Origin of the sequence: uncultured Parabacteroides sp. (assembly GCF_947855115.1) — a bacterium.
In the GTDB taxonomy this organism is placed as follows: Bacteria; Bacteroidota; Bacteroidia; order Bacteroidales; family Tannerellaceae; genus Parabacteroides.
On record NZ_CANTZW010000002.1, the window covers coordinates 285,586 to 305,727 of the forward strand.

General features: G+C 41.3%; 23 protein-coding genes. 20 read left to right on the forward strand and 3 right to left on the reverse strand.

The annotated features are described in order from the left end of the window. Positions 1 to 45: 45 nt before the first annotated feature. The 7 genes from Q0110_RS02890 (at position 46) to Q0110_RS02920 (ending at position 6,469) form a co-directional block, all read left to right on the forward strand. Positions 46 to 1,392 carry a Na(+)-translocating NADH-quinone reductase subunit A gene (locus Q0110_RS02890; RefSeq protein ID WP_297902143.1) on the forward strand — a complete coding sequence of 449 codons (1,347 nt, stop codon included), beginning with the start codon at positions 46 to 48 and terminating at the stop codon, positions 1,390 to 1,392. A gap of 23 nt (positions 1,393 to 1,415) precedes the next feature. After that, positions 1,416 to 2,618, forward strand: a complete 1,203-nt coding sequence (locus tag Q0110_RS02895; RefSeq protein WP_297902146.1) for an NADH:ubiquinone reductase (Na(+)-transporting) subunit B — start codon at positions 1,416 to 1,418, stop codon at positions 2,616 to 2,618. 13 nt (positions 2,619 to 2,631) lie between these two features. Then, a complete protein-coding gene (nqrC, locus tag Q0110_RS02900; protein ID WP_297902151.1) occupies positions 2,632 to 3,444 on the forward strand; it encodes an NADH:ubiquinone reductase (Na(+)-transporting) subunit C in 813 nt (270 codons plus the stop codon). Positions 3,445 to 3,451: 7 nt separating this feature from the next. Next, a complete protein-coding gene (locus tag Q0110_RS02905; protein ID WP_297902159.1) occupies positions 3,452 to 4,081 on the forward strand; it encodes an NADH:ubiquinone reductase (Na(+)-transporting) subunit D in 630 nt (209 codons plus the stop codon). Between the two features lie 25 nt (positions 4,082 to 4,106). Then, positions 4,107 to 4,724, forward strand: coding sequence for an NADH:ubiquinone reductase (Na(+)-transporting) subunit E (nqrE, locus tag Q0110_RS02910; protein WP_297902169.1), 618 nt, complete (start codon positions 4,107 to 4,109; stop codon positions 4,722 to 4,724). A gap of 26 nt (positions 4,725 to 4,750) precedes the next feature. After that, a complete protein-coding gene (nqrF, locus tag Q0110_RS02915; RefSeq protein ID WP_297902195.1) occupies positions 4,751 to 6,040 on the forward strand; it encodes an NADH:ubiquinone reductase (Na(+)-transporting) subunit F in 1,290 nt (429 codons plus the stop codon). Positions 6,041 to 6,241: 201 nt separating this feature from the next. Next, positions 6,242 to 6,469, forward strand: a complete 228-nt coding sequence (locus Q0110_RS02920) for a hypothetical protein (protein WP_297902197.1) — start codon at positions 6,242 to 6,244, stop codon at positions 6,467 to 6,469. 379 nt (positions 6,470 to 6,848) lie between these two features. Here Q0110_RS02920 and Q0110_RS02925 read toward each other — a convergent pair whose 3' ends face one another. Continuing rightward, positions 6,849 to 7,310 carry a type I restriction enzyme HsdR N-terminal domain-containing protein gene (locus Q0110_RS02925; protein WP_297902200.1) on the reverse strand — a complete coding sequence of 154 codons (462 nt, stop codon included), beginning with the start codon at positions 7,308 to 7,310 and terminating at the stop codon, positions 6,849 to 6,851. A gap of 55 nt (positions 7,311 to 7,365) precedes the next feature. On the opposite strand from Q0110_RS02925, the gene Q0110_RS02930 reads away from it, so the two are divergent. The 5 genes from Q0110_RS02930 to Q0110_RS02950 all read left to right on the forward strand — a co-directional run bounded on the left by Q0110_RS02930 (position 7,366) and on the right by Q0110_RS02950 (position 12,211). Continuing rightward, positions 7,366 to 8,142: an AMP nucleosidase gene (locus tag Q0110_RS02930; RefSeq protein WP_297902202.1), complete on the forward strand. Its 777-nt coding sequence runs from the start codon at positions 7,366 to 7,368 to the stop codon at positions 8,140 to 8,142. Between the two features lie 18 nt (positions 8,143 to 8,160). Then, the gene (gene holA, locus Q0110_RS02935) at positions 8,161 to 9,183 is read left to right on the forward strand and encodes a DNA polymerase III subunit delta (RefSeq protein WP_297902205.1); all 1,023 of its coding nucleotides are present in this window, start codon (positions 8,161 to 8,163) and stop codon (positions 9,181 to 9,183) included. Between the two features lie 828 nt (positions 9,184 to 10,011). After that, positions 10,012 to 10,461 carry a helix-turn-helix transcriptional regulator gene (locus tag Q0110_RS02940; RefSeq protein ID WP_297902209.1) on the forward strand — a complete coding sequence of 150 codons (450 nt, stop codon included), beginning with the start codon at positions 10,012 to 10,014 and terminating at the stop codon, positions 10,459 to 10,461. 65 nt (positions 10,462 to 10,526) lie between these two features. Continuing rightward, entirely contained in the window at positions 10,527 to 11,312 is a 786-nt protein-coding gene (locus Q0110_RS02945) for a dihydroorotate dehydrogenase electron transfer subunit (RefSeq protein ID WP_297902217.1), read from the forward strand. Then, positions 11,300 to 12,211 carry a dihydroorotate dehydrogenase gene (locus Q0110_RS02950; protein WP_297902221.1) on the forward strand — a complete coding sequence of 304 codons (912 nt, stop codon included), beginning with the start codon at positions 11,300 to 11,302 and terminating at the stop codon, positions 12,209 to 12,211. The genes Q0110_RS02945 and Q0110_RS02950 overlap by 13 nt, the downstream gene beginning before the upstream one ends. Positions 12,212 to 12,415: 204 nt before the next feature. Here Q0110_RS02950 and Q0110_RS02955 read toward each other — a convergent pair whose 3' ends face one another. Together Q0110_RS02955 and Q0110_RS02960 are read right to left on the reverse strand one after the other, a co-directional pair. After that, the gene (locus Q0110_RS02955) at positions 12,416 to 13,159 is read right to left on the reverse strand and encodes a lipoate--protein ligase family protein (protein WP_297902228.1); all 744 of its coding nucleotides are present in this window, start codon (positions 13,157 to 13,159) and stop codon (positions 12,416 to 12,418) included. Positions 13,160 to 13,237: 78 nt separating this feature from the next. Then, a complete protein-coding gene (locus tag Q0110_RS02960; protein WP_297902231.1) occupies positions 13,238 to 13,840 on the reverse strand; it encodes a nitroreductase family protein in 603 nt (200 codons plus the stop codon). Between the two features lie 234 nt (positions 13,841 to 14,074). Between Q0110_RS02960 and rpmB the strand changes: the two genes are divergently transcribed. The 8 genes from rpmB to Q0110_RS03000 all read left to right on the forward strand — a co-directional run bounded on the left by rpmB (position 14,075) and on the right by Q0110_RS03000 (position 20,138). Then, positions 14,075 to 14,314 (forward strand): 50S ribosomal protein L28, encoded by a 240-nt coding sequence (gene rpmB / locus Q0110_RS02965; protein WP_005857630.1) that lies wholly within the window; start codon positions 14,075 to 14,077, stop codon positions 14,312 to 14,314. Positions 14,315 to 14,333: 19 nt separating this feature from the next. Continuing rightward, on the forward strand, positions 14,334 to 14,522 hold the full coding sequence (gene rpmG, locus Q0110_RS02970) for a 50S ribosomal protein L33 (protein ID WP_297902237.1): 189 nt from the start codon (positions 14,334 to 14,336) through the stop codon (positions 14,520 to 14,522). Positions 14,523 to 14,538: 16 nt separating this feature from the next. Beyond that, complete coding sequence (locus Q0110_RS02975) at positions 14,539 to 14,691, forward strand: DUF4295 domain-containing protein (RefSeq protein ID WP_297902239.1); 153 nt, start codon at positions 14,539 to 14,541, stop codon at positions 14,689 to 14,691. Positions 14,692 to 14,908: 217 nt separating this feature from the next. Continuing rightward, positions 14,909 to 16,033, forward strand: coding sequence for a DNA polymerase III subunit beta (gene dnaN / locus Q0110_RS02980; RefSeq protein WP_297902241.1), 1,125 nt, complete (start codon positions 14,909 to 14,911; stop codon positions 16,031 to 16,033). Positions 16,034 to 16,043: 10 nt separating this feature from the next. Further along, complete coding sequence (locus Q0110_RS02985) at positions 16,044 to 16,814, forward strand: 3'-5' exonuclease (RefSeq protein WP_297902244.1); 771 nt, start codon at positions 16,044 to 16,046, stop codon at positions 16,812 to 16,814. A gap of 5 nt (positions 16,815 to 16,819) precedes the next feature. Next, on the forward strand, positions 16,820 to 17,971 hold the full coding sequence (locus Q0110_RS02990) for an iron-containing alcohol dehydrogenase (RefSeq protein ID WP_297902246.1): 1,152 nt from the start codon (positions 16,820 to 16,822) through the stop codon (positions 17,969 to 17,971). Positions 17,972 to 18,021: 50 nt separating this feature from the next. Then, positions 18,022 to 19,227: a bifunctional phosphopantothenoylcysteine decarboxylase/phosphopantothenate--cysteine ligase CoaBC gene (coaBC, locus tag Q0110_RS02995; protein ID WP_297902249.1), complete on the forward strand. Its 1,206-nt coding sequence runs from the start codon at positions 18,022 to 18,024 to the stop codon at positions 19,225 to 19,227. Beyond that, positions 19,224 to 20,138 carry a DUF4835 family protein gene (locus Q0110_RS03000; RefSeq protein WP_297902252.1) on the forward strand — a complete coding sequence of 305 codons (915 nt, stop codon included), beginning with the start codon at positions 19,224 to 19,226 and terminating at the stop codon, positions 20,136 to 20,138. Before coaBC ends, Q0110_RS03000 begins: the two co-directional genes overlap by 4 nt. Positions 20,139 to 20,142 lie beyond the last annotated feature (4 nt).

Sequence of the window (20,142 nt, forward strand, 5' to 3'; positions counted from 1 at the left end):
TTTACTTTTGCAGGAAAATTACATATAAACAATTTTAGTTGTATCATGGCAAATGTGATTAAGATTAAAAAGGGTTTAGACATTAATCTGAAGGGCAAAGCTTCGGATGTACTGTTAAACGGCGGCAAGAGCGAGTCTTACGCGATCGTCCCCGATTATTATAACGGTATTCTCCCCAAAGTTGTTGCGAAAGTAGGAGAAAAAGTCAAAGCCGGTTCTGTACTGATGATAGACAAGAACCGCCCCGAGATCAAGTTTGTTTCGCCTGTCAGTGGTGAAGTAACTGCCGTAAACCGAGGAGAGAAGCGTAAGGTGCTGAGCATCGTTGTGAAGCCGGACGCGCAGATCGAGTATGAGGAGTTTGGTAAAAAGAACGTGGCATCCTTGAAGGGAGAGGAAGTGAAAGAAGCGCTTCTGAACGCGGGAATGTGGCCGTTTATCAAGCAGCGCCCATACGACATTATTGCCGCTCCGCTGGATACTCCGCGCGATATTTTCGTTTCGGCTTTTTACTCTGCCCCGTTAGCTCCAAACTTTGATTTTATCGTAAAGGGTCAGGAGGCCGACTTTCAGACTGGATTAGATGCCCTAGCTAAATTAACGAATGGAAAAGTGTATGTGGGGGTGAGAAGCGGTTCTGCCGTGAAAGGTATGAAAGGCGTGGAAATCGTGGAAGTGGAAGGACCGCATCCGGCTGCGAATGTTGGTGTGCAGATCAATCATATCAAGCCCATTAATAAGGGTGAGGTGGTCTGGACGGTTAATCCGGCCGACGTGATCGTTATCGGACGCTTGTTCAACAAGGGGGTCGCCGATTTCAGCCGTATGGTCGTTATTACCGGTTCCGAGACTACGGAGAGAGGTTATGTCAAGACGATTTCTGGCTGTACGATCAAGAGCTTGGTGAGCGGTAAAGTATTAGGACAGGAGCATATCCGTATTATCAGTGGTAACGTATTGACAGGGACCAAGGTGAATATGGATGATTACCTAGGCGCTTACGACAACCAGATCACCGTGATACCGGAAGGCGATGAGACGCATGAGTTCTTGGGGTTCGCGATGCCTCGCTTCAATCAGTTCAGCGCCAGCCACAGTTATTTCAGCTGGTTGTGTTCGAACAAGGAATATGTGATCGATGCCCGTATTAAAGGTGGTAGACGTGCCATGATTATGTCTAATGAATACGATAAGGTGTTCCCGATGGATATCTATCCGGAATATCTGTTGAAAGCGATTATTGCGTTCGATATCGATAAGATGGAGAACTTAGGTATCTACGAGGTGGCTCCCGAGGATTTCGCTCTTTGCGAGTTCGTGGACACTTCCAAGATCGAGTTGCAAAAGATCGTTCGCGACGGATTGAACCTGTTGTATAAGGAAATGAATTAATAACATAAAAAACTTATAATACATTGAAAGCGTTAAGGAATTATCTCGACAAGATTAAGCCTAACTTTGAGGAAGGCGGAAAGCTGGCGATGTTCCGTTCTGTTTTTGACGGTTTCGAAACATTCTTATTTGTTCCGAACGAGACCTCTAAAACGGGCGTACATATTCATGACTGTATTGATTCAAAGCGTGCCATGACAGTGGTCATTATCGCTTTGTTGCCTGCTTTGCTTTTTGGTATGTATAATGTCGGTTATCAGCATAATTTAGCTATTGGGGCTGATCCGGGATTTTTGATGACTTTTATTTTCGGATTTTTGGCGGTATTGCCTAAGATCGTTGTTTCGTATGTGGTAGGTTTGGGGATCGAGTTCGCTGTCGCCCAGGTGAAGAAAGAGGAGATCCAAGAAGGATTCTTGGTTTCCGGTATCTTGATCCCGATGATCGTGCCGGTTGATACTCCGTTATGGATGATCGCCGTAGCTACTGCTTTCGCCGTTGTTTTCGCGAAAGAGGTATTTGGCGGTACGGGATACAATATATTTAACGTGGCTTTGGTTACACGTGCGTTCTTATTCTTCGCATATCCGGCGGCTATGTCTGGAGACCAGGTGTTCGTTCGTACGGCTGATACGTTTGGTATCGGGGCTGGCCAGGTGGTCGATGGTTTCTCCGGGGCTACTCCGTTAGGACAAGTCGCTATCGCGGGTAAGGAGATGATCGGTTCTTTCCAGGCAGTCGATGTATTGGGCAATCCTATTTCTACTTGGGACGCATTCTTGGGTTTGATCCCGGGTTCTATCGGTGAGACCTCTGTATTGGCTATCTTGATTGGTGCGATAATCTTGTTGGTTACGGGTATCGCAAGCTGGAAGACAATGGTTTCGGTATTCGTGGGTGGTGCTTTCATGTCATTGATCTTTAACATGATCGGTTCTACGGTCGTTATGTGTGTATCTCCGTTGGATCATTTGTTCTTAGGAGGTTTTGCGTTTGGAGCCGTGTTCATGGCTACAGATCCTGTGACTTCCGCCCGTACGGAGACCGGTAAATATATCTATGGTTTCCTTGTAGGTGCTATGGCCATTATTATTCGTGCGTTGAACCCGGGTTATCCAGAGGGTATGATGCTCGCTATCCTGTTGATGAACGTGTTCGCTCCGCTGATCGATTATTATGTAGTGGAAGCTAACATCTCTCGCAGATTGAAACGTGTAATAAAATAAAGAAAGAAGGAATATGGCTAAATATAAATGTAAGGTATGTGGCTATGTCCACGAGGGGAATAAGGCTCCTGATACTTGCCCGGTATGTGCTGCTCCTGTTTCCGAGTTTGAGGAAACCAGGGAAGAGGGTGCCGCAAAGAAAGGCTTAAACCGGGATAGCAATGTTTATACGGTTGTTTATGCGGCGGTGATGGTTGTGCTAGTGGCTGTCATATTGGCGTTTACTTCACAGTCATTGAGAAGTTTCCAGAAACAAAACGAGGATAACGATAAGAGACAGCAGATTTTGCGTTCCATCAACGTAAATGTCTCTCCTTCCGAGGCTGAGACTAAGTACAACGAGTTGATCAAGGAAGCTTTCTTGGTAAACGAGAATGGTGAGAAGGTCGAGGGCGACGCTTTCGCCACAGACGTGGTTAAAGCTGCCGCGGAACATCAATATCCGGTTTTCGTGGCGAATGTGGATGGTCAGCCGAAATACATCATGGCTTTGCATGGAGCTGGTCTTTGGGGACCGCTATGGGGATACATCTCCGTAGATAGCGATAAGAATACGGTATACGGAGCGGATTTCAGCCACAAGGGTGAAACTCCGGGTCTAGGTGCCGAGATCTCGAAACCGGTATTCAGCGACGAGTTCAAGGGTAAGAAGATATTCATGAATGGAGAGTTTAAGTCTATCGCTATCGTTAAACCGGGTAAAAGCGTTGCGGGACAAGATTATGTAGATGGTATCTCTGGTGGTACGATTACTAGTCAAGGCGTTAGTAATATGCTCTTTGATAGTTTAAGTGGTTATATTAAATTTCTGACCTCACAAAATTAAATAGAAGATGGGATTATTATCTGAAAAGAATAAAGATGTTCTGTTAGGCCCGTTAAGCATCAATAACCCTGTGGTTGTGCAGATGTTGGGTATTTGTTCTGCTTTGGCCGTAACCTCAAAATTGGAACCGGCTATTGTTATGGGGCTTTCTGTGACGGCGGTAGTGGCTTTCGCTAACGTGATTATTTCATTGCTTCGTAATACGATTCCTAACCGTATCCGTATTATCGTGCAATTGGTGGTGGTTGCCGCTTTGGTAACGATCGTTAGCGAGGTATTGAAAGCGTTTGCTTATGATGTAAATAAACAGTTATCCGTATTCGTTGGTTTGATTATTACGAACTGTATCTTGATGGGACGTTTGGAGGCTTTTGCTTTGGGAAATGGCCCATGGGAGTCATTCTTGGACGGTATCGGTAATGGTTTGGGATATGCGGTTATTCTTATTATCGTCGGATTTTTCCGTGAGTTGCTAGGCTCAGGGACGCTTTTGGGTTTCCAAGTTATTCCTCAAGCCTTTTATGACTTCGGTTATGTGAACAATGGCTTGATGATCTTGCCTCCGATGGCTTTGATCGTGATAGCCGTGATTATTTGGGTACACCGTTCTAAGAACAAGGAACTTCAAGAGAATTAATGCAAACTATTAAAGATATAATAGAATGGAACAATTATTAAGCACATTTGTCCGCTCAATTTTTGTAGACAACATGATATTCGCATACTATCTGGGTATGTGTTCTTTCTTGGCTGTCTCCAAGAATGTGAAGACTGCTTTAGGACTAGGTATGGCTGTAACGTTTATTTTGACGTGTACGTTACCTATTAACTATATGCTCGAAAATTATGTATTAAAAGAAGGTGCGTTGAGCTGGTTAGGTGCTGAGTACGCCGGTGTAAACTTGAGTTTCTTGGCCTTTATCATCTTTATCGCTATCATCGCTTCTTTCACTCAGTTGGTGGAGATGGTGGTAGAGAAATTCGCCCCGGCATTATATGCGTCTTTGGGTATCTTCTTGCCGTTGATCGCTGTTAACTGTGCGATTTTAGGCGGTTCTCTGTTTATGCAACAGAAAGCGTTCCCTAATGTGGGTGTCGCTACTGTTTATGGCTTAGGTTCTGGTATCGGTTGGATGTTGGCTATCGTAGGTATGGCTGCTATCCGGGAGAAATTGGCTTACTCGAATGTACCTAAACCATTGAAAGGTCTTGGTATCACTTTTATCATTACCGGTTTGATGGGTATGGCATTCATGTGCTTCTCAGGTCTTAAGATATAATATTAACGCATTAAACATTTAGAGAAATGACTTTATTAATGACGACTGGTGGATTAACAATCGCTGCGGGTGCGGTAGTCTTTTTAGTGATTACGCTGATCCTTGTAGGTGCGTTGTTGGCTGCCAAAGCAAAGTTGGTGCCGTCAGGAAACGTAGACCTGAAGGTTAATGGAGAGAAAGATATTCAGACACCCATAGGGGGAACTTTGTTGGGTGCGCTACAGAGTGGTGGCATTTTCTTGTCTTCCGCTTGTGGTGGTGGTGGTAAATGCGGTCAGTGCCGTGCCCAAGTATTAGAAGGGGGTGGCGAGATCTTGCCTACAGAGAAAGGTTTCTTTTCTCGTAAACAAGTAAAAGATCATTGGCGCTTGGCTTGTCAATGCAAGGTAAAAGAGGATATGGTCGTTCAGGTACCGGACGAGGTATTTGGCGTTAAGGAATGGGAATGCGAGGTTATCAGCAACAAGAATGTCGCTACGTTCATCAAAGAGTTCATCGTTGCGTTGCCTAAGGGTGAGCATATGGACTTTATCCCGGGTTCTTACGCTCAGATCAAGATCCCTACATACTCAATGGATTACAACAAGGATATCGATAAGAGCTTGATTGGTCCGGAATATCTGCCCGCTTGGGAGAAGTTCGGTTTGTTCGACTTGAAATGTAAGAATGACTCACCGTCTATCCGTGCTTATTCTATGGCTAATTATCCTGCGGAGGGTGATCGCATCATGTTGACGGTTCGTATCGCTACACCGCCGTTTAAGCCGAAACCACAGGTAGGTTTCATGGATGTGATGCCGGGTATCGCTTCTTCTTATATCTTCACGTTGAAGCCGGGCGACAAAGTGACCATGAGTGGTCCTTATGGTGATTTCCATCCGATCTTCGATTCTAAGAGAGAGATGATGTGGATTGGTGGTGGTGCAGGTATGGCTCCGTTGCGTGCCCAGATCATGCACATGACGAAGACCTTGAAGACTACGGATCGCAAGATGTCTTATTTCTATGGTGCGCGTGCCTTGAATGAGGTATTCTATTTAGAGGACTTCCTGGAAATCGAAAAAGAATTCCCGAACTTTACGTTCCATCTGGCCCTTGACCGTCCTGATCCTGCCGCTGACGCTGCGGGTGTTAAGTATACGGCAGGCTTCGTTCATCAGGTAATCCTTGATACTTACTTGAAGGATCATGAGGCTCCGGAAGATATTGAGTACTATATGTGTGGTCCGGGCCCGATGTCGAAGGCTGTGGAAAATATGCTGGATAACTTGGGTGTACCTCGTGAGATGTTGCACTTTGACGATTTCGGTGGATAATAACTTCAGTTATATCACATAGATAAGAAGGCGGGGATTATTCCTCGCCTTTTTTGTAGATGTAGATAATGCGTATGGCTCCGTGTTTATAGGCGTGTGAACTTGTGTTTGTGGATTAATATGTAATTATTTTGAAATAATATGCAGCGTTTATCGTTTTATAAGCATCTAAGCATATATAGTCATAAAAACAAGTTAGACATGAAGCCATTGATTTTATCTTTTTTTGCGGTTTTATTGGGATATTCCTTCTTTTTCGATAAAGATGAGGAAGTAAAGCTGCGTAATGTTGACCAGATATCGTCTGAATCTAATTCTACGATAACTGAGCGGGGTGATTCTGTCACTTTGTATGCGAAAAGGTTACCTAACACTCCGGAATATGTTTTACAGATCGTAGAACCGGAGGATTATCTCTTGACGAAATAAAATTTTCGTGTTAAAATATTTGTTTATTTGACGAATATTGCTATGTTTGTGCCCATAATTGTATGGGATATGGAATTAAAATCTACTCAATATATGGAAAAAACAGGAAGTGTCGCAGAGACATTCCTGTTTCTTTTTTATCTTCTTCTATCAAACGTATATAATCTGTTTAAATTTGAGTGCCTTGAAAATGAGGAGGCGAGAGTATCGGTTTTGATACACTTGAGGACTTCCGGGGAGATTTTGCGTATAGAGAGAGGGTACTTGTACGCAAACAATGAATTCCTGGTCGATAGAGCTGTTTACCGGTTGGGCTGAGTCAGCCCTTATCCGATCCGTGCGGGCGCATAGAAGGATAAGGGGTACTTTATTAGGTAATTTAGGCGGTTTCTTCTATAGCGCTATATTCCGGTATACCTTCGAGAAATACGTACGTCTGCTTTTCATAGTCGATTTTACAACAAAAATGCCGAATACCGTTGCTTACGGTCAGGTATTTTACATGTAAAGCCATGTTATAACGTACGATTTGATCGAATACGGTATGTGTTATCTCTATGCGGGGGGCCTTATACTCGACAATCATTAGAGGTTGTAGAAACCGGTTGTACGCAATTGTATCACATCGTTTGGATGTTCCGTTTAGTTTCACTGCCACTTCATTTGCGAGAAGTTCCTTGGGGTATTTTTTTTCCGTGATCAGATAGTTCACGAAATGTTGCCGTACCCATTCCTCGGGTGTTAACGCTACAAATTTCCGGCGTACGGGATCCCAGATCGAAAGCTTTCCGGCTTTCTCCGTCACTTTGACTGAGAATTTTGGTAGATTTAATGGGAGCATTTGCTATATTTGCTATTTATATTCTAACTAAAACACACCTCAAAGGTAGTTATTTATGAGAACAAAGCAAGAAATCGTAGAAAATTGGTTGCCTCGTTATACCGAGCGAAAGTTAGAGGACTTCACTAAGCACATATTACTCACGAACTTTACTAAATATGTCGAAATATTCGCGGATCATTTCAATGTACCGATCTTGGGATTGAAAAGCTCGATGCCCAATGCCTCGGCAGAAGGAATTACCATCATCAATTTTGGCATGGGAAGTGCGAACGCTGCTACGATCATGGATTTATTATCTGCGATTATGCCCAAGGCCGTTCTTTTCTTAGGTAAATGTGGAGGATTGAAAAAGGCGAATGCGTTAGGAGATTATGTGGTACCTATCGCTGCCATCCGGGGTGAAGGAACGTCGAATGAATATTTGCCGCCAGAGGTACCTTCATTGCCTGCTTTCTCAATGCTTCGTGCCATTTCTTCCGCTATACGAGACCATGGGAAAGATTATTGGACAGGCACGGTTTACACGACAAATCGCAGGGTTTGGGAATACGATAATGAATTTAAGGAATATCTGCGTAGCACGCATGCCACGGGCATTGATATGGAGACTGCGACTTTGCTTACGGCAGGTTTCGCCAACCAGATACCTACAGGTGCGTTGTTGATGATATCGGATAAACCGATGGAGGAAGATGGCGTGAAAACGGAAGCGAGCGATCGGAAAGTAACCCAGCAATTTGTAGGAGAACAGGTAATGTTGGGGATTGAGGCTCTCCAGCAAATTTTAGATGGTAAGAAAACAATTCGTCACATCCGTTTCAGTTGGTGATGGCAAAACTTCTAATTTATGGCAAAAAAAGAAATTTCATTCGAGGAGATTTGTAAGGATATAATGGCCAGAAAATTCCAGCCTGTTTATGTATTAATGGGTGAAGAACCTTTCTTCATCGATCAGATAACGGATTTGTTATTAAAAAACGTACTGGAAGAGTCTGAGAAGGATTTTAATCAGATTATTTTATATGGCGCAGATACGAATGCTGTTTCAATTATTAATGCGGCACGGCGTTTTCCGATGATGTCCGAGTACCAATTAATCGTTGTCCGAGAAGCTCAATTAGTGAAGGATATTGAGTTGTTGAGTAATTACGTGAAAAGCCCTTTGTCATCGACTATTTTGGTCATAAATTACAAATATAAGACTTTAGATCGCCGACGTGCGTTAGCGGTTGCCGCTGATAAAAATGGTATTTTATACGAGTCGAAAAAGGTCCCGGATTATAAAATGCCGGGGTTTATTACTTCTTTGATGCAACAACGTTCTATCAGTATCGATCCTAAAGCCGCTCAAATGCTCTCAGATTTCCTTGGAAACGATTTAAACCGTCTCAATAAGGAATTGGATAAGCTGGCGATTATCTTGGCTGAAAAGGCCTCAAAACGCATCACGCCGGAATTGGTCGAGCAAAATATAGGGATTAGCAAAGAATACAATAACTTTGAGTTGATAAAGGCTCTAGCCATAAAAGATGTGTTAAAGGCAAACCGGATTGCTCAGTATTTTGAGAAGAATCCTAAAAGTAATCCGATACAGATGACCCTTCCTGTATTATTTAACTATTTCTCGAACTTGTTGATTTGTTATTATTCAAAGGATCGGTCAGAATCAGGACTAATGGCCGAGCTTGGTTTGAGGGGAACCTATCAGGTAAAGGATTATCTTCTGGGCATGAAAAATTATTCTGCCATGAAAGTCTTTAACTTGATCAGTGATATCCGAACGACTGACGCAAAATCCAAGGGGGTGGAAAATTCTTCAGCAACAGATGCGGATTTATTGAAAGAGTTACTTTACAAAATCTTACATTAAACAAAAATCATAGACCCGATAGAGGTAGAAAGACCTTTTTTCTAGAATGGTGAAAAACTTGAACTAGAAAAAATGGTCTTTTCTTTTATTTATCAATTAATTAAGTTGATTTTATCTCTCTGAGACTTTAAAATTTATTTGATTACGTACTTCCCTCCTCAAAAATCTCAAAAAATCCATACTTACGCTTATCGTCCTGTAGCAGTCTCACTGCCGGGCCAAAGAAAAAAGACAAGATGACAGTATTATAAATGAAGTTGGTTTATAGTGTATATGAATGTAGCACTTAAAAGGTTGTTTACTTTTGTATATCTAATAAAAAGATTGGGGATGATCACAAATGTGATTTATTTCTGTAACCAAATCAAGGGTGATACAAACGTAACATATTTACATTACTAATCTAAACAGCGAATTATTATAGATTTCTTTGTTTGTATATGATTTACTATAAATAATAAATAACCAGATTTTTATGTGAAAATATTGATTGTTTACATTAAATGAGATCTGTTTTTCTGTCTACAAACGTGAAAAAGGAGGTGTACATATAGCCTATATTTAGATTATTGTATTATTTATCAATGGTATACATGCTTTTGTTAAAGTAATTCTGAATGGTGATATTTACGCTATCAAGAGTTGTTTACATATCTATCCAAAACATTTGTGTCAATATGGTTACGTATGTATCGATTTAGTTTTATAAAAATAAATTGCAAGAATAGAAATAATGATTTATATTTGTATCAAGTTTACTTTAGGGCAATTTATCTTAGTGAACGGTCATAATGGCAGAGGGCCAAGTAAGAATTTAAGGGTATAATAATGAGAGATCGTATTTTGAAAATAATGGAGCTTGAGGGACTTACTCCTTCTAAATTTGCTGAATCAATCGGAATACAACGTTCAGCCATGTCGCATATTATATCAGGAAGAAATAATCCCAGTTTGGATGTTCTTTTAAAGATACTAGAACGGTTCACTTATGTTGACTCCGACTGGTTATTATTTGGTAAAGGTGAAATGCTCCGGGAACATGTGTTGACTGAGCCCAATTTGTTTACAAATATGCCTGAAAATCGTCCTAATGTACAGGTTGTTGCCGAAAATCGCAAGGAAATTGGGGTTGAGATGCCTGTAAACACCTATAAACAACCTATGGTAGAGCAAGTTATGTGTCAAGAAAAGCCTTCTAAAAATGTTAGTAAAATAATGATATTCTATTCTGATAACACATTTGATACTTTTGTTCCTGAAAAAAACAAGAAAGACTAAGGTAAACTGTTCGGTATATACATTATATTCATGTATCTTTGCATACAAATTGAGCAATTGTATATATGAAAAAGTACATCTTAGATATGAAGGTGACCGGAAATTATCGCCTTCATAAAAATTATTGCCTGTTAAAGTTAACCTCGGATGAGAATCTTCCAGAGATGTTTCCCGGACAGTTCGTTGAGGTTCGTGTAGAAAACTCTCCTACGACATTCTTACGTCGTCCGATTTCTGTTAATTATGTGGATAAGTCTAAAAACGAGTTGTGGCTCTTGATTCAGCTTGTTGGTGATGGTACGAGGAAAATGTCAGAATTTCGTCTGGGCGAGATTGTAAATATAATGCTACCATTAGGTAATGGTTTTACGATGCCTTCCAAGGAACAGAAAAACAAGAAACTTTTGTTGATTGGCGGTGGTGTTGGAACCGCTCCGATGTTATATTTAGGGGCCTGTTTAAAAGAGGCCGGTTTTGAACCTACTTTTTTGCTAGGGGCTCGTTCTAAGGATGATGTATTGCAATTGAATGAATTCCAAGAATTTGGTACGGTTTATATCACTACTGAAGATGGTTCGTTGGGTGAGAAAGGATATGTGACCGACCATACAATCCTTAAGGAGGTTTGTTTTGACCAGATTTACACTTGTGGCCCTAAACCGATGATGATGGCGGTAGCGAGATATGCAAGAGCAAAGGCTATTTCTTGTGAGGTCTCTCTCGAGAACATGATGGCTTGTGGTTTGGGGGCTTGCTTATGTTGTGTGGAAAAAAATAAGGAAGGTCATAATGTTTGTGTGTGTACAGAAGGTCCTGTATTTAATATTGAGAATTTGTCATGGCAGAGTTAAATGTAAACATAGGAAATTTACCGTTGAAAAATCCGGTAATGACAGCATCCGGTACGTTCGGATATGGTATAGAATATGCTGATTTCATGGATATCTCACGTTTGGGAGGTATTTTTGTAAAAGGTACTACCATCCAACCCCGTGAAGGCAATGATTATCCCAGAATGGCAGAGACCCCTTCTGGAATGTTAAATGCTGTAGGGCTTCAAAATAAAGGTGCCGATTATTTTGCCGAGCATATTTATCCGAAGATTAAGGATATTGATACGAATATGATCGTAAATGTGAGTGGATCATCGATCGAGACATATGTCGAATGTGCGGAAAAGATAGCCGAGTTGGATAGGATTCCAGCTATAGAACTGAATATTTCTTGTCCGAATGTAAAGCAAGGTGGTATGGCTTTTGGCGTTACTGCTTGTGGTGCCGGAGAAGTTGTTAAGGCTGTTCGTAAGGTTTATCCAAAGACACTTATTGTAAAACTTTCTCCAAATGTGACGGACATTGCAGAGATTGCTAAGGCTGTCGAGGCAGAGGGCGCAGATTCTGTCTCGTTGATTAATACAATGCTGGGAATGGCTATAGACGCAGAGAAACGTAAACCTATATTATCTACAATAACCGGAGGGCTTTCCGGACCTTGTGTGAAGCCTATCGCTTTGCGTATGGTATGGCAAACCTATCAGGCGGTGAAAATCCCAATTATAGGTTTGGGAGGTATTTCTAACTGGAAAGATGCTGTAGAATTTATGTTGGCCGGAGCTAGTGCCATTCAGATCGGAACTTATAACTTTGTGGATCCAACTGTTTCTATTAAAGTTATTGATGGATTGAATGACTATTGCGACCGGCATGGTTTCAAATCGGTAAAAGAATTAACTGGAGCATTGAATATTTAAATAAATCAATAGACTTTTGATATATTTATTTCATAGTAAATATAAGTCTATTATGAAATGAATAAAAATAGGATATATCTTCTATTTTCTAAAGATATATCCTATTTTGTTTATTTCTACGGCTAATCAATATCAATCATATATCAGTTGTAGTATAGATCCTATTTTTATCATTATATATTTAATAAAAATAGGATCATCATACTATAGAGTATAAGTATTAAAGTTCCAGCTAGTGGTGGCGTATTTCCGCTCTTTAAGCCGATAAATGGCTTCCAAGTCTGCTTGCGTGAAAGAATAATTTTGTATGCCGGGATTGTTGATCGTAAAATAGTAAAGAAGCGCTTTCTTAAAATGCTGGATGGAGATAGAAGCCGGAAGGTGTGCTCTGATATTCGTGACCGGACTTCGTACGGATTTTACGAATGTCGATCGTTTACCTCTTGTTTTCGCTAGTGTCTGGCGAGACGTATTTTTCAAGGAGGTGACGAGTCTGTCCAAATCTGTGGAAAATAATAAAGTCGCATGGTGCAAATATCGATTTTTGTGAATACTTTGTGCGCTACCAGATATTTTAAATCCTCCGATAGCCAATCCATCCCATCCGTCCATCGTGACATGTACTCCTAATGTTCTAAGAAAATTCATGATTTGAATCGTATGTTTATCGGTCTGTATAATCTGTCCGTTCTCTATAAAAGTAAGATTCAAGTTCCCCGGATCATGATAAACTGCGCTACCTCCGGAAAGTCTACGTGCGATCGTGATTTGTTGATCTTGTACGAATTTTAGATTTACTTCAGTCCAGACATCCTGATGTTTACCGATAATGATTGATGGTTCGTTTTGCCAAAGCATGAAAATATTATCTTTGAAACTTTTAAGTAAATATTCTTCAGCTGCCAAATTGAAATAGGGGTCTGTTTGTGTATTGTGAATGCAAAGCATCAAAAAAACTTTTTTAGTTAGGTGTTCTAGTGGATATATATTTTATGTATGATCATGTCGTATTCTATATACATTAATCTATTTGAATATTAAAATTCGTTCCTCTAATGGGGTGAATTGTTTTTCCCCTGGTTCTTGCATAGGGGTACCAAATGGCATCTCGGCAATCAGTTTCCAGCTTGGATTGATATGCCATTGTTTAGCGACCGCCTCGTCGATCAATGGGTTGTAATGTTGCAGAGAAGCACCGAAACCGGCATCTTCCAACATAGTCCATATCGCGAATTGATGCATAGCGGATGTCTGTTGAGACCATACAGGGAAATTATCTTTATAAGAAGGGAATTGTTTCTGCAAGCCTTCAACTACCGCCATATCCTCGAAAAATAGGATCGTACCATAGCCGGCCTCGAAAGAATTATCTATCTTTGTCTCAGTAGTCTTATAGACTTCGGCAGGGACGATTTTTCGAAGAGTGTCTTTTACGATTTCCCAAAGTTTCTTATGGCTCTCGTCTAGTAATAGTACGATTCTCGTAGATTGTGAGTTGAAAGCGGAGGGAACATGAGTGACCGCTGTTTTTATAATTTCGTGGATCTCGTTGTCAGAGACGGGAGAGTTGTTACCTATTCTGTAATAGGTCCGGCGATGCCGGATTGCTTCTTTAAAACTTCTTGCCATAATGAATATCATGTTTTATTGTTATATACCTATAACTAAATAGAGACATGATTTGTTGAAGAAAAATATTAGAGAATTCTTGCGAATAAATCAAAATAATTTTTACCTTTGCACCCTGTAAAGATTAAGACTCTATTAGAATCTTCGTTTTTGTTCATGATGCTAGTTCAGAAAGGGAAGACACATAGCAGGAGTTGACTTAAATTTCGTATAATTTAAAAGAACAGATTAGAAATGTCTAAAATTTGTCAAATTACTGGAAAGAGAGCAATGGTTGGAAACAACGTTTCTCACTCAAAGAGAAGAACGAAACGTAAGTTCAATGTCAACCTGTTTACGAAGAAGTTCTACTGGGTAGAACAAGATTGCTGGGTTAGCTTGAATATTTCTGCGGCTGGCTTACGTACAATCAATAAGTTAGGTTTAGATGCAGCTATTAAGATGGCGGCTGAAAAAGGTTATTTGAACGCATAATTTGTGGAGGATATAGAAAATGGCAAAAAAAGCAAAAGGAAATAGAGTACAGGTGATTCTTGAGTGTACAGAGCACAAAGAGAGTGGAATGCCGGGTATGTCTCGCTATATCACTACAAAGAATAGAAAGAATACTACTCAGAGATTGGAACTGATGAAGTACAATCCGATTTTGAAGAAGATGACGTTACACAAAGAAATTAAGTAATAGGAGATTTTAAACGATGGCAAAAAAAGCAGTTGCAACATTTAAGAAAGGTGACGGTCGTACTTATTCCAAAGTGATTAAAATGGTTAAGTCTCCGAAAACAGGTGCATACATCTTCCATGAAGAAATGATTCCTAACGAAGCTGTGAAAGATTATTTCGCTAAATAATAGAGTAGCGAATAATAAAGAATATAAAAGGCTTCTCTCCGGTAAAGTGGAGGGAAGCTTTTTTTATGTCCTAAACTTTTGAAAGTATAGTTGGTTACAAACAAAATATTTTCTTAATTTTGTTGGGTTAATTTGTAGGGACAGGCATACCCCGTCTCTTTCTATCAAATGGTAGTTTGCATGAAATAATAGTATAACAAGATAAAATATTAAAGCTATGAGATTCGATGTATCCAGCACTGCGTTATTATCACGTTTACAGTCTATAAGTAAGGTTATTGCTTCCAAGAACTCTTTACCGATTCTGGACAGTTTCCTTTTTAACTTAGAAGGAAATACGCTTACGGTAACGGCTTCTGATGCCGAGACCCGATTGGTGACTTCCGTAGACGTAATAAATGCTCAAGGTGCCGGACTCTTTGCGGTTTCCGCCAAGATATTGCTTGATCCGCTGAAGGAGCTTCCAGAACAGCCGCTTACTTTTGATATCAATGATGAGAATTTAGAGATTTTCATCCATTTCCAGAATGGTAAGTATAATTTTATCGGTCAGAAGGGAGATACATATCCACAGCAGAAGCCGTTGAACGATAACGCTATCTCTATCTCAATGGATGCTCAAATGTTGTTGAACGGCATCAGTCGTTCCTTGTTCGCTACTGCCGATGATGAGCTTCGTCCGGTAATGAATGGTGTCTATTTTGATATTCATGCGGACGATCTGACGTTTGTGGCTTCGGACGGACATAAATTGGTTCGTTTACGTAACTTCGCCGTGAAATCCCCGGAGCGGGCATCTTTCATCTTGCCTAAAAAACCGGCTAATTTATTGAAGAACCTGTTGGCAAAGGAATCAGAGCAAGTCTTGATTAAGTTTGATGATAACAATGCATATATCACTTGTGCGAACTTCGAGATGGTTTGTCGTTTGATAGAGGGTCGTTATCCGAACTACAATAGCGTGATCCCGCAAGAAAACCCGTTCAAGGTAACGATCGACCGTATCTCTTTCTTGAATGCTTTAAAACGTGTATCTGTTTTCTCTAATCCGGCGAGTAGTTTGGTAAAACTGCATCTGAAGGATGGTTCGGTTACAGTTTCTGCCCAGGATATTGATTTCTCTACTTCCGCGGAGGAGCATATTGTTTGTCAATTTGACGGAACAGAGCTAAGTATTGGTTTTAAGGCGACTTATCTGATTGAGATACTCGGAAATATCAGCTCGGAAGAGGTTATATTAGAATTGGCGGATCCTTCACGCGCAGGTTTGATCGTCCCATCTGAGAATGACGAGGATGAGGATCTGCTTATGTTGCTGATGCCGATGATGTTGAATGACTAATAAATAAATAATGCAATTAAATTTAAGAAACCCGTTGGTCTTTTTTGATTTAGAGACCACGGGTATAAATATAGTAAAAGACCGGATCGTGGAGATTTCTTACGTGAAGGTATTCCCGAATGGGAAAGAAGAAACAAAGACACGCCGAATAAATCCCGGTATGCCTATTCCTCCAGAATCTACTGCTATTCATGGTATAACCGATGAGGATGTAAAAGATTGTCCTACCTTTAAAGAAATCGCTAAATCTTTGGCGGCCCAGATTGAGGGGTGCGACTTAGCCGGATATAATTCCAATCGTTTTGATATACCTATGCTTGCGGAGGAGTTTTTGCGTGCGGATGTGGATATTGATTTAAATCGACGTAAATTTATCGACGTACAGACTATTTTCCATAAGATGGAACAACGTACGTTGTCTGCCGCTTATAAATTTTATTGTAATAAGAATCTGGAGAACGCTCATACGGCGGAGGCTGATACGCTAGCTACGTATGAGGTGTTAAAAGCGCAATTGGATCGTTATCCGGATTTGAAGAATGACGTAGCTTTCCTTTCTCAATATTCCAGTTATTCAAATAATGTGGATTTTGCCGGACGTATGGTTTACAACGACAAGGGTGAAGAGGTCATTAACTTCGGTAAGTATAAAGGTCGACTGGTAACGGAAGTCTTGAAATCGGACCCGGGATATTACTCTTGGATCATGAATGGAGATTTCCCGTTAAATACGAAGAAAATGTTGACAGAGATTCGGTTGAGAGACTTTAATTCGAAATAAAGACAATGAATAATTTTGAATTCTGTAATCCTGTAAAGGTTGTGTTCGGCAAGGGGACGATTGTCCGTTTACCGGCGTTAATTCCTGAAGGAAGTAAGGTCTTGATGGTATACGGTGGAGGTAGTATCAAGAAAAATGGCATTTATGAGCAGGTGGTGGCTGCCTTGGGAAACTTTCATCTTTATGAATTTGGAGGTATCGAGGCAAATCCCCATTATGAGACTTGTATGAAAGCTGTCGAGTTAGTGAAGAAAGAGGGTATCGATTTCTTGCTGGCGGTAGGTGGAGGATCAGTGATTGATGCTACTAAATTTATTGCTTCGGCTACGTTCTTTGAGGGAGATCCTTGGGACATCTTGTCGAAGGGGGGCGTGATAAAGAAAGCGCTTCCTTTAGGTGTGGTACTGACTTTGGCCGCTACGGGCTCGGAAATGAATGAGCGAGCGGTAATTTCTAGGGAGGCTATCCGTGAGAAATTGAATTTTATGTCTCCGTTGGTATTTCCCAAGTTTGCTATATTAGATCCGCAGGTAACTTATTCTTTACCTGAACGACAGGTGGCTAACGGTGTCGTTGACTCGTTTATCCATGTGGTCGAGCAATACCTGACTTACCCGGTGAACGCTAAGGTGCAGGATTATTTTGCCGAAGGATTAATGAAGACGATCGTAGAAGAAGGCTGTAAGGTCCTGCAAAACCCGAATGACTATGATATTCGCGCTAATTTGATGTGGGCGGCGACGAATGCCTTGAACTGTTGGATTGGTCAAGGAGTACCCCAAGACTGGTCTTCACACCGTATGGGATATTCATTGACGGCGCAATTCGGTTTGGATCATGCCCAGACATTGGCCGTTATCTTGCCGGGTGTCATGACCTATATGCGTAAGGAGAAAGAGGCTAAACTGATCCGGATGGGAGAGGTCGTATTCGGTATTACCGAAGGATCTGCCGATGAAAAGGCGCAAAAGTCAATAGAAGCTACAGAAAAATTTTTCCAATTCATGGGATTAAAGACCCGCCTTTCCGACTATGGGATTAAAAAGTCTGACTTGGATGCTTTAGTAGAACCTATTGATCGGATGGGATGGAAACTTGGTGAGTATGGCAATATAAATTCAAAAGTAGCTAAAGAGATTCTTCTGTTGAGGTTGTAGGGACGCAGCATACTACGCCTCTATAGGTAAGGATAAATAGATTCGATTATATGACATTGAAAGATAAACATATTATACTAGGGATTACGGGAAGTATAGCAGCATATAAAGCTGCTTATATCATTCGGGGATTGGTGAAAAAAGGAGCCGAGGTACAAGTGGTTATCACGCCTGCGGGAAAAGAGTTTATCACTCCACTTACATTATCGACGTTAAGTAGCCATCCTGTAATCAGTGAGTTTTTTTCCAATAGGGATGGAACGTGGAACAGTCATGTTGATCTGGGACTTTGGGCAGATGCCATGTTGATTGCCCCGGCTACTGCTTCTACAATTGGAAAAATGGCGAACGGAATAGCCGATAATATGCTGATAACTACTTATCTTTCTTGTAAAGCTCCTGTATTCGTGGCTCCGGCTATGGATTTGGATATGTTCGCTCATCCGAGCACCCAGCAGAATTTGGAACATTTGCGCTCATTCGGTAATCGGATTATCGAACCAACCGAGGGAGAATTGGCTAGCCATTTGGTTGGTAAAGGTCGGATGGAGGAACCTGATAAGATTATTGAGGTCTTAGAAGACTTTTTCGCCGCTCGAAAAGATCTTGAAAAAAAAAAGATCTTAATAACAGCGGGTCCGACATATGAAAAGATAGATCCTGTACGTTTTATTGGTAATTACTCTTCCGGTAAGATGGGGTTCGCTTTAGCGGAAGTTTGTGCGGAGAGAGGAGCGGAGGTTACTTTGGTTGCCGGTCCGGTCTCTTTAAAAACACATCATCCGGCTATTAAACGAATTGATGTCGAGTCTGCGGGGGAAATGTACCAAGTGGCGATGGAAGCGTTTCCGGGTAGCGATGCTGCCATATTATGTGCCGCTGTCGCCGATTATCGTCCGGAGAATGCTTCTGAACAGAAGATCAAACGGGAAACGAAAGGGGATATGACACTTCATTTAGTTCCGAATCCGGATATTGCCGCCTCTTTGGGTGCGATCAAGCGGGAAGGACAGGTCATGGTGGGCTTTGCCTTGGAGACGAACAACGAAGCCACTCATGCCGAAGGTAAACTGAAGCGGAAAAACCTTGATTTCATCGTCTTGAATTCTTTGCGAGACCAAGGTGCCGGTTTCCGTTGTGATACCAATAAAATCACGATTATTGACGATGCCGGAGGTGTAACGAGCTATCCGTTAAAAAGCAAGAGGGAGGTAGCCAGCGATATCGTAAATAAGTTGGTAACATTATTGAGATGAGAAAAATAAGAAGACTGTTTTATCTATTCATGCTTTGCGGTGCCGTTCCTTTTTTAGGAAAGGCACAAGAATTGAATGCCCGTATTACGGTGAACGGAGACAAGATCGCTACCGCAAACAAGCAAATCTTCACGACCTTGCAGAATTCCTTGACCGAGTTTGTTAATAATCGAAAATGGACGGATGCAACGTTTGCCGTTAATGAGAAAATTGACTGTACGATGACGATTATCGTGAATGAGTTGGATGAGACAAACTTCAAAAGTGAGATCCAGATACAAGCTCGTCGTCCGGTCTATAATTCCAGTTATACGACTACACTTCTGAATTTCCGGGATCAACAGTTGGATTTTGAATATACGGAGGGGGAACCGCTGGACTATAACTCAAATACATTGACCAGCAATCTTACAGCAACCATCGTGTTTTATGTCTATGTTATTTTGGGCCTTGATTTTGATAGTTTCGCCCCGAAGGGTGGATCTACTTATATACAACAGGCCCAGCAAATTGTCAATATGGCCCAGTCTGAGATGTCGTGGACAGGTTGGAAAGCTTTTGATAGTAACCAGAACCGCCATGCTGTAGCGACGGCTCTACAAGATAATGCATCCGACGCTTTTCGTGAAATGTGGTATACCTATCACCGGAAAGGACTCGATGAAATGGCGGCCAATCCGGATCGCGGACGCACGACGATCATCGAGGCACTCCCGGCGTTGCAGGAAGTAAGAAAAGCCCGGCCTACCTCTGTGCTTTTGCAAATGTTTTCCGATGCTAAATTAGATGAGATTATTGCGATTTATTCGAAAGCGACTACACAAGAGCGGCAAGAAGGGTACAAGATGTTGTTCGAGATATATCCGGCACAATCCACTCGTTTGGAGGAGCTTCAAAAAACAGTAAGGTAAAAAA

Excerpts from the sequence above, each read along its gene's own strand:
- Q0110_RS02890 (WP_297902143.1), top strand. The coding sequence starts at position 46 with ATGGCAAATGTGATTAAGATTAAAAAGGGTTTAGACATTAATCTGAAG.
- nqrC (WP_297902151.1), top strand. The coding sequence starts at position 2,632 with ATGGCTAAATATAAATGTAAGGTATGTGGCTATGTCCACGAGGGGAAT.
- Q0110_RS02905 (WP_297902159.1), top strand. The coding sequence starts at position 3,452 with ATGGGATTATTATCTGAAAAGAATAAAGATGTTCTGTTAGGCCCGTTA.
- nqrE (WP_297902169.1), top strand. The coding sequence starts at position 4,107 with ATGGAACAATTATTAAGCACATTTGTCCGCTCAATTTTTGTAGACAAC.
- nqrF (WP_297902195.1), top strand. The coding sequence starts at position 4,751 with ATGACTTTATTAATGACGACTGGTGGATTAACAATCGCTGCGGGTGCG.
- Q0110_RS02920 (WP_297902197.1), top strand. The coding sequence starts at position 6,242 with ATGAAGCCATTGATTTTATCTTTTTTTGCGGTTTTATTGGGATATTCC.
- Q0110_RS02925 (WP_297902200.1), bottom strand. The coding sequence starts at position 7,310 with ATGCTCCCATTAAATCTACCAAAATTCTCAGTCAAAGTGACGGAGAAA.
- Q0110_RS02930 (WP_297902202.1), top strand. The coding sequence starts at position 7,366 with ATGAGAACAAAGCAAGAAATCGTAGAAAATTGGTTGCCTCGTTATACC.
- holA (WP_297902205.1), top strand. The coding sequence starts at position 8,161 with ATGGCAAAAAAAGAAATTTCATTCGAGGAGATTTGTAAGGATATAATG.
- Q0110_RS02940 (WP_297902209.1), top strand. The coding sequence starts at position 10,012 with ATGAGAGATCGTATTTTGAAAATAATGGAGCTTGAGGGACTTACTCCT.
- Q0110_RS02945 (WP_297902217.1), top strand. The coding sequence starts at position 10,527 with ATGAAAAAGTACATCTTAGATATGAAGGTGACCGGAAATTATCGCCTT.
- Q0110_RS02950 (WP_297902221.1), top strand. The coding sequence starts at position 11,300 with ATGGCAGAGTTAAATGTAAACATAGGAAATTTACCGTTGAAAAATCCG.
- Q0110_RS02955 (WP_297902228.1), bottom strand. The coding sequence starts at position 13,159 with ATGCTTTGCATTCACAATACACAAACAGACCCCTATTTCAATTTGGCA.
- Q0110_RS02960 (WP_297902231.1), bottom strand. The coding sequence starts at position 13,840 with ATGGCAAGAAGTTTTAAAGAAGCAATCCGGCATCGCCGGACCTATTAC.
- rpmB (WP_005857630.1), top strand. The coding sequence starts at position 14,075 with ATGTCTAAAATTTGTCAAATTACTGGAAAGAGAGCAATGGTTGGAAAC.
- rpmG (WP_297902237.1), top strand. The coding sequence starts at position 14,334 with ATGGCAAAAAAAGCAAAAGGAAATAGAGTACAGGTGATTCTTGAGTGT.
- Q0110_RS02975 (WP_297902239.1), top strand. The coding sequence starts at position 14,539 with ATGGCAAAAAAAGCAGTTGCAACATTTAAGAAAGGTGACGGTCGTACT.
- dnaN (WP_297902241.1), top strand. The coding sequence starts at position 14,909 with ATGAGATTCGATGTATCCAGCACTGCGTTATTATCACGTTTACAGTCT.
- Q0110_RS02985 (WP_297902244.1), top strand. The coding sequence starts at position 16,044 with ATGCAATTAAATTTAAGAAACCCGTTGGTCTTTTTTGATTTAGAGACC.
- Q0110_RS02990 (WP_297902246.1), top strand. The coding sequence starts at position 16,820 with ATGAATAATTTTGAATTCTGTAATCCTGTAAAGGTTGTGTTCGGCAAG.
- coaBC (WP_297902249.1), top strand. The coding sequence starts at position 18,022 with ATGACATTGAAAGATAAACATATTATACTAGGGATTACGGGAAGTATA.
- Q0110_RS03000 (WP_297902252.1), top strand. The coding sequence starts at position 19,224 with ATGAGAAAAATAAGAAGACTGTTTTATCTATTCATGCTTTGCGGTGCC.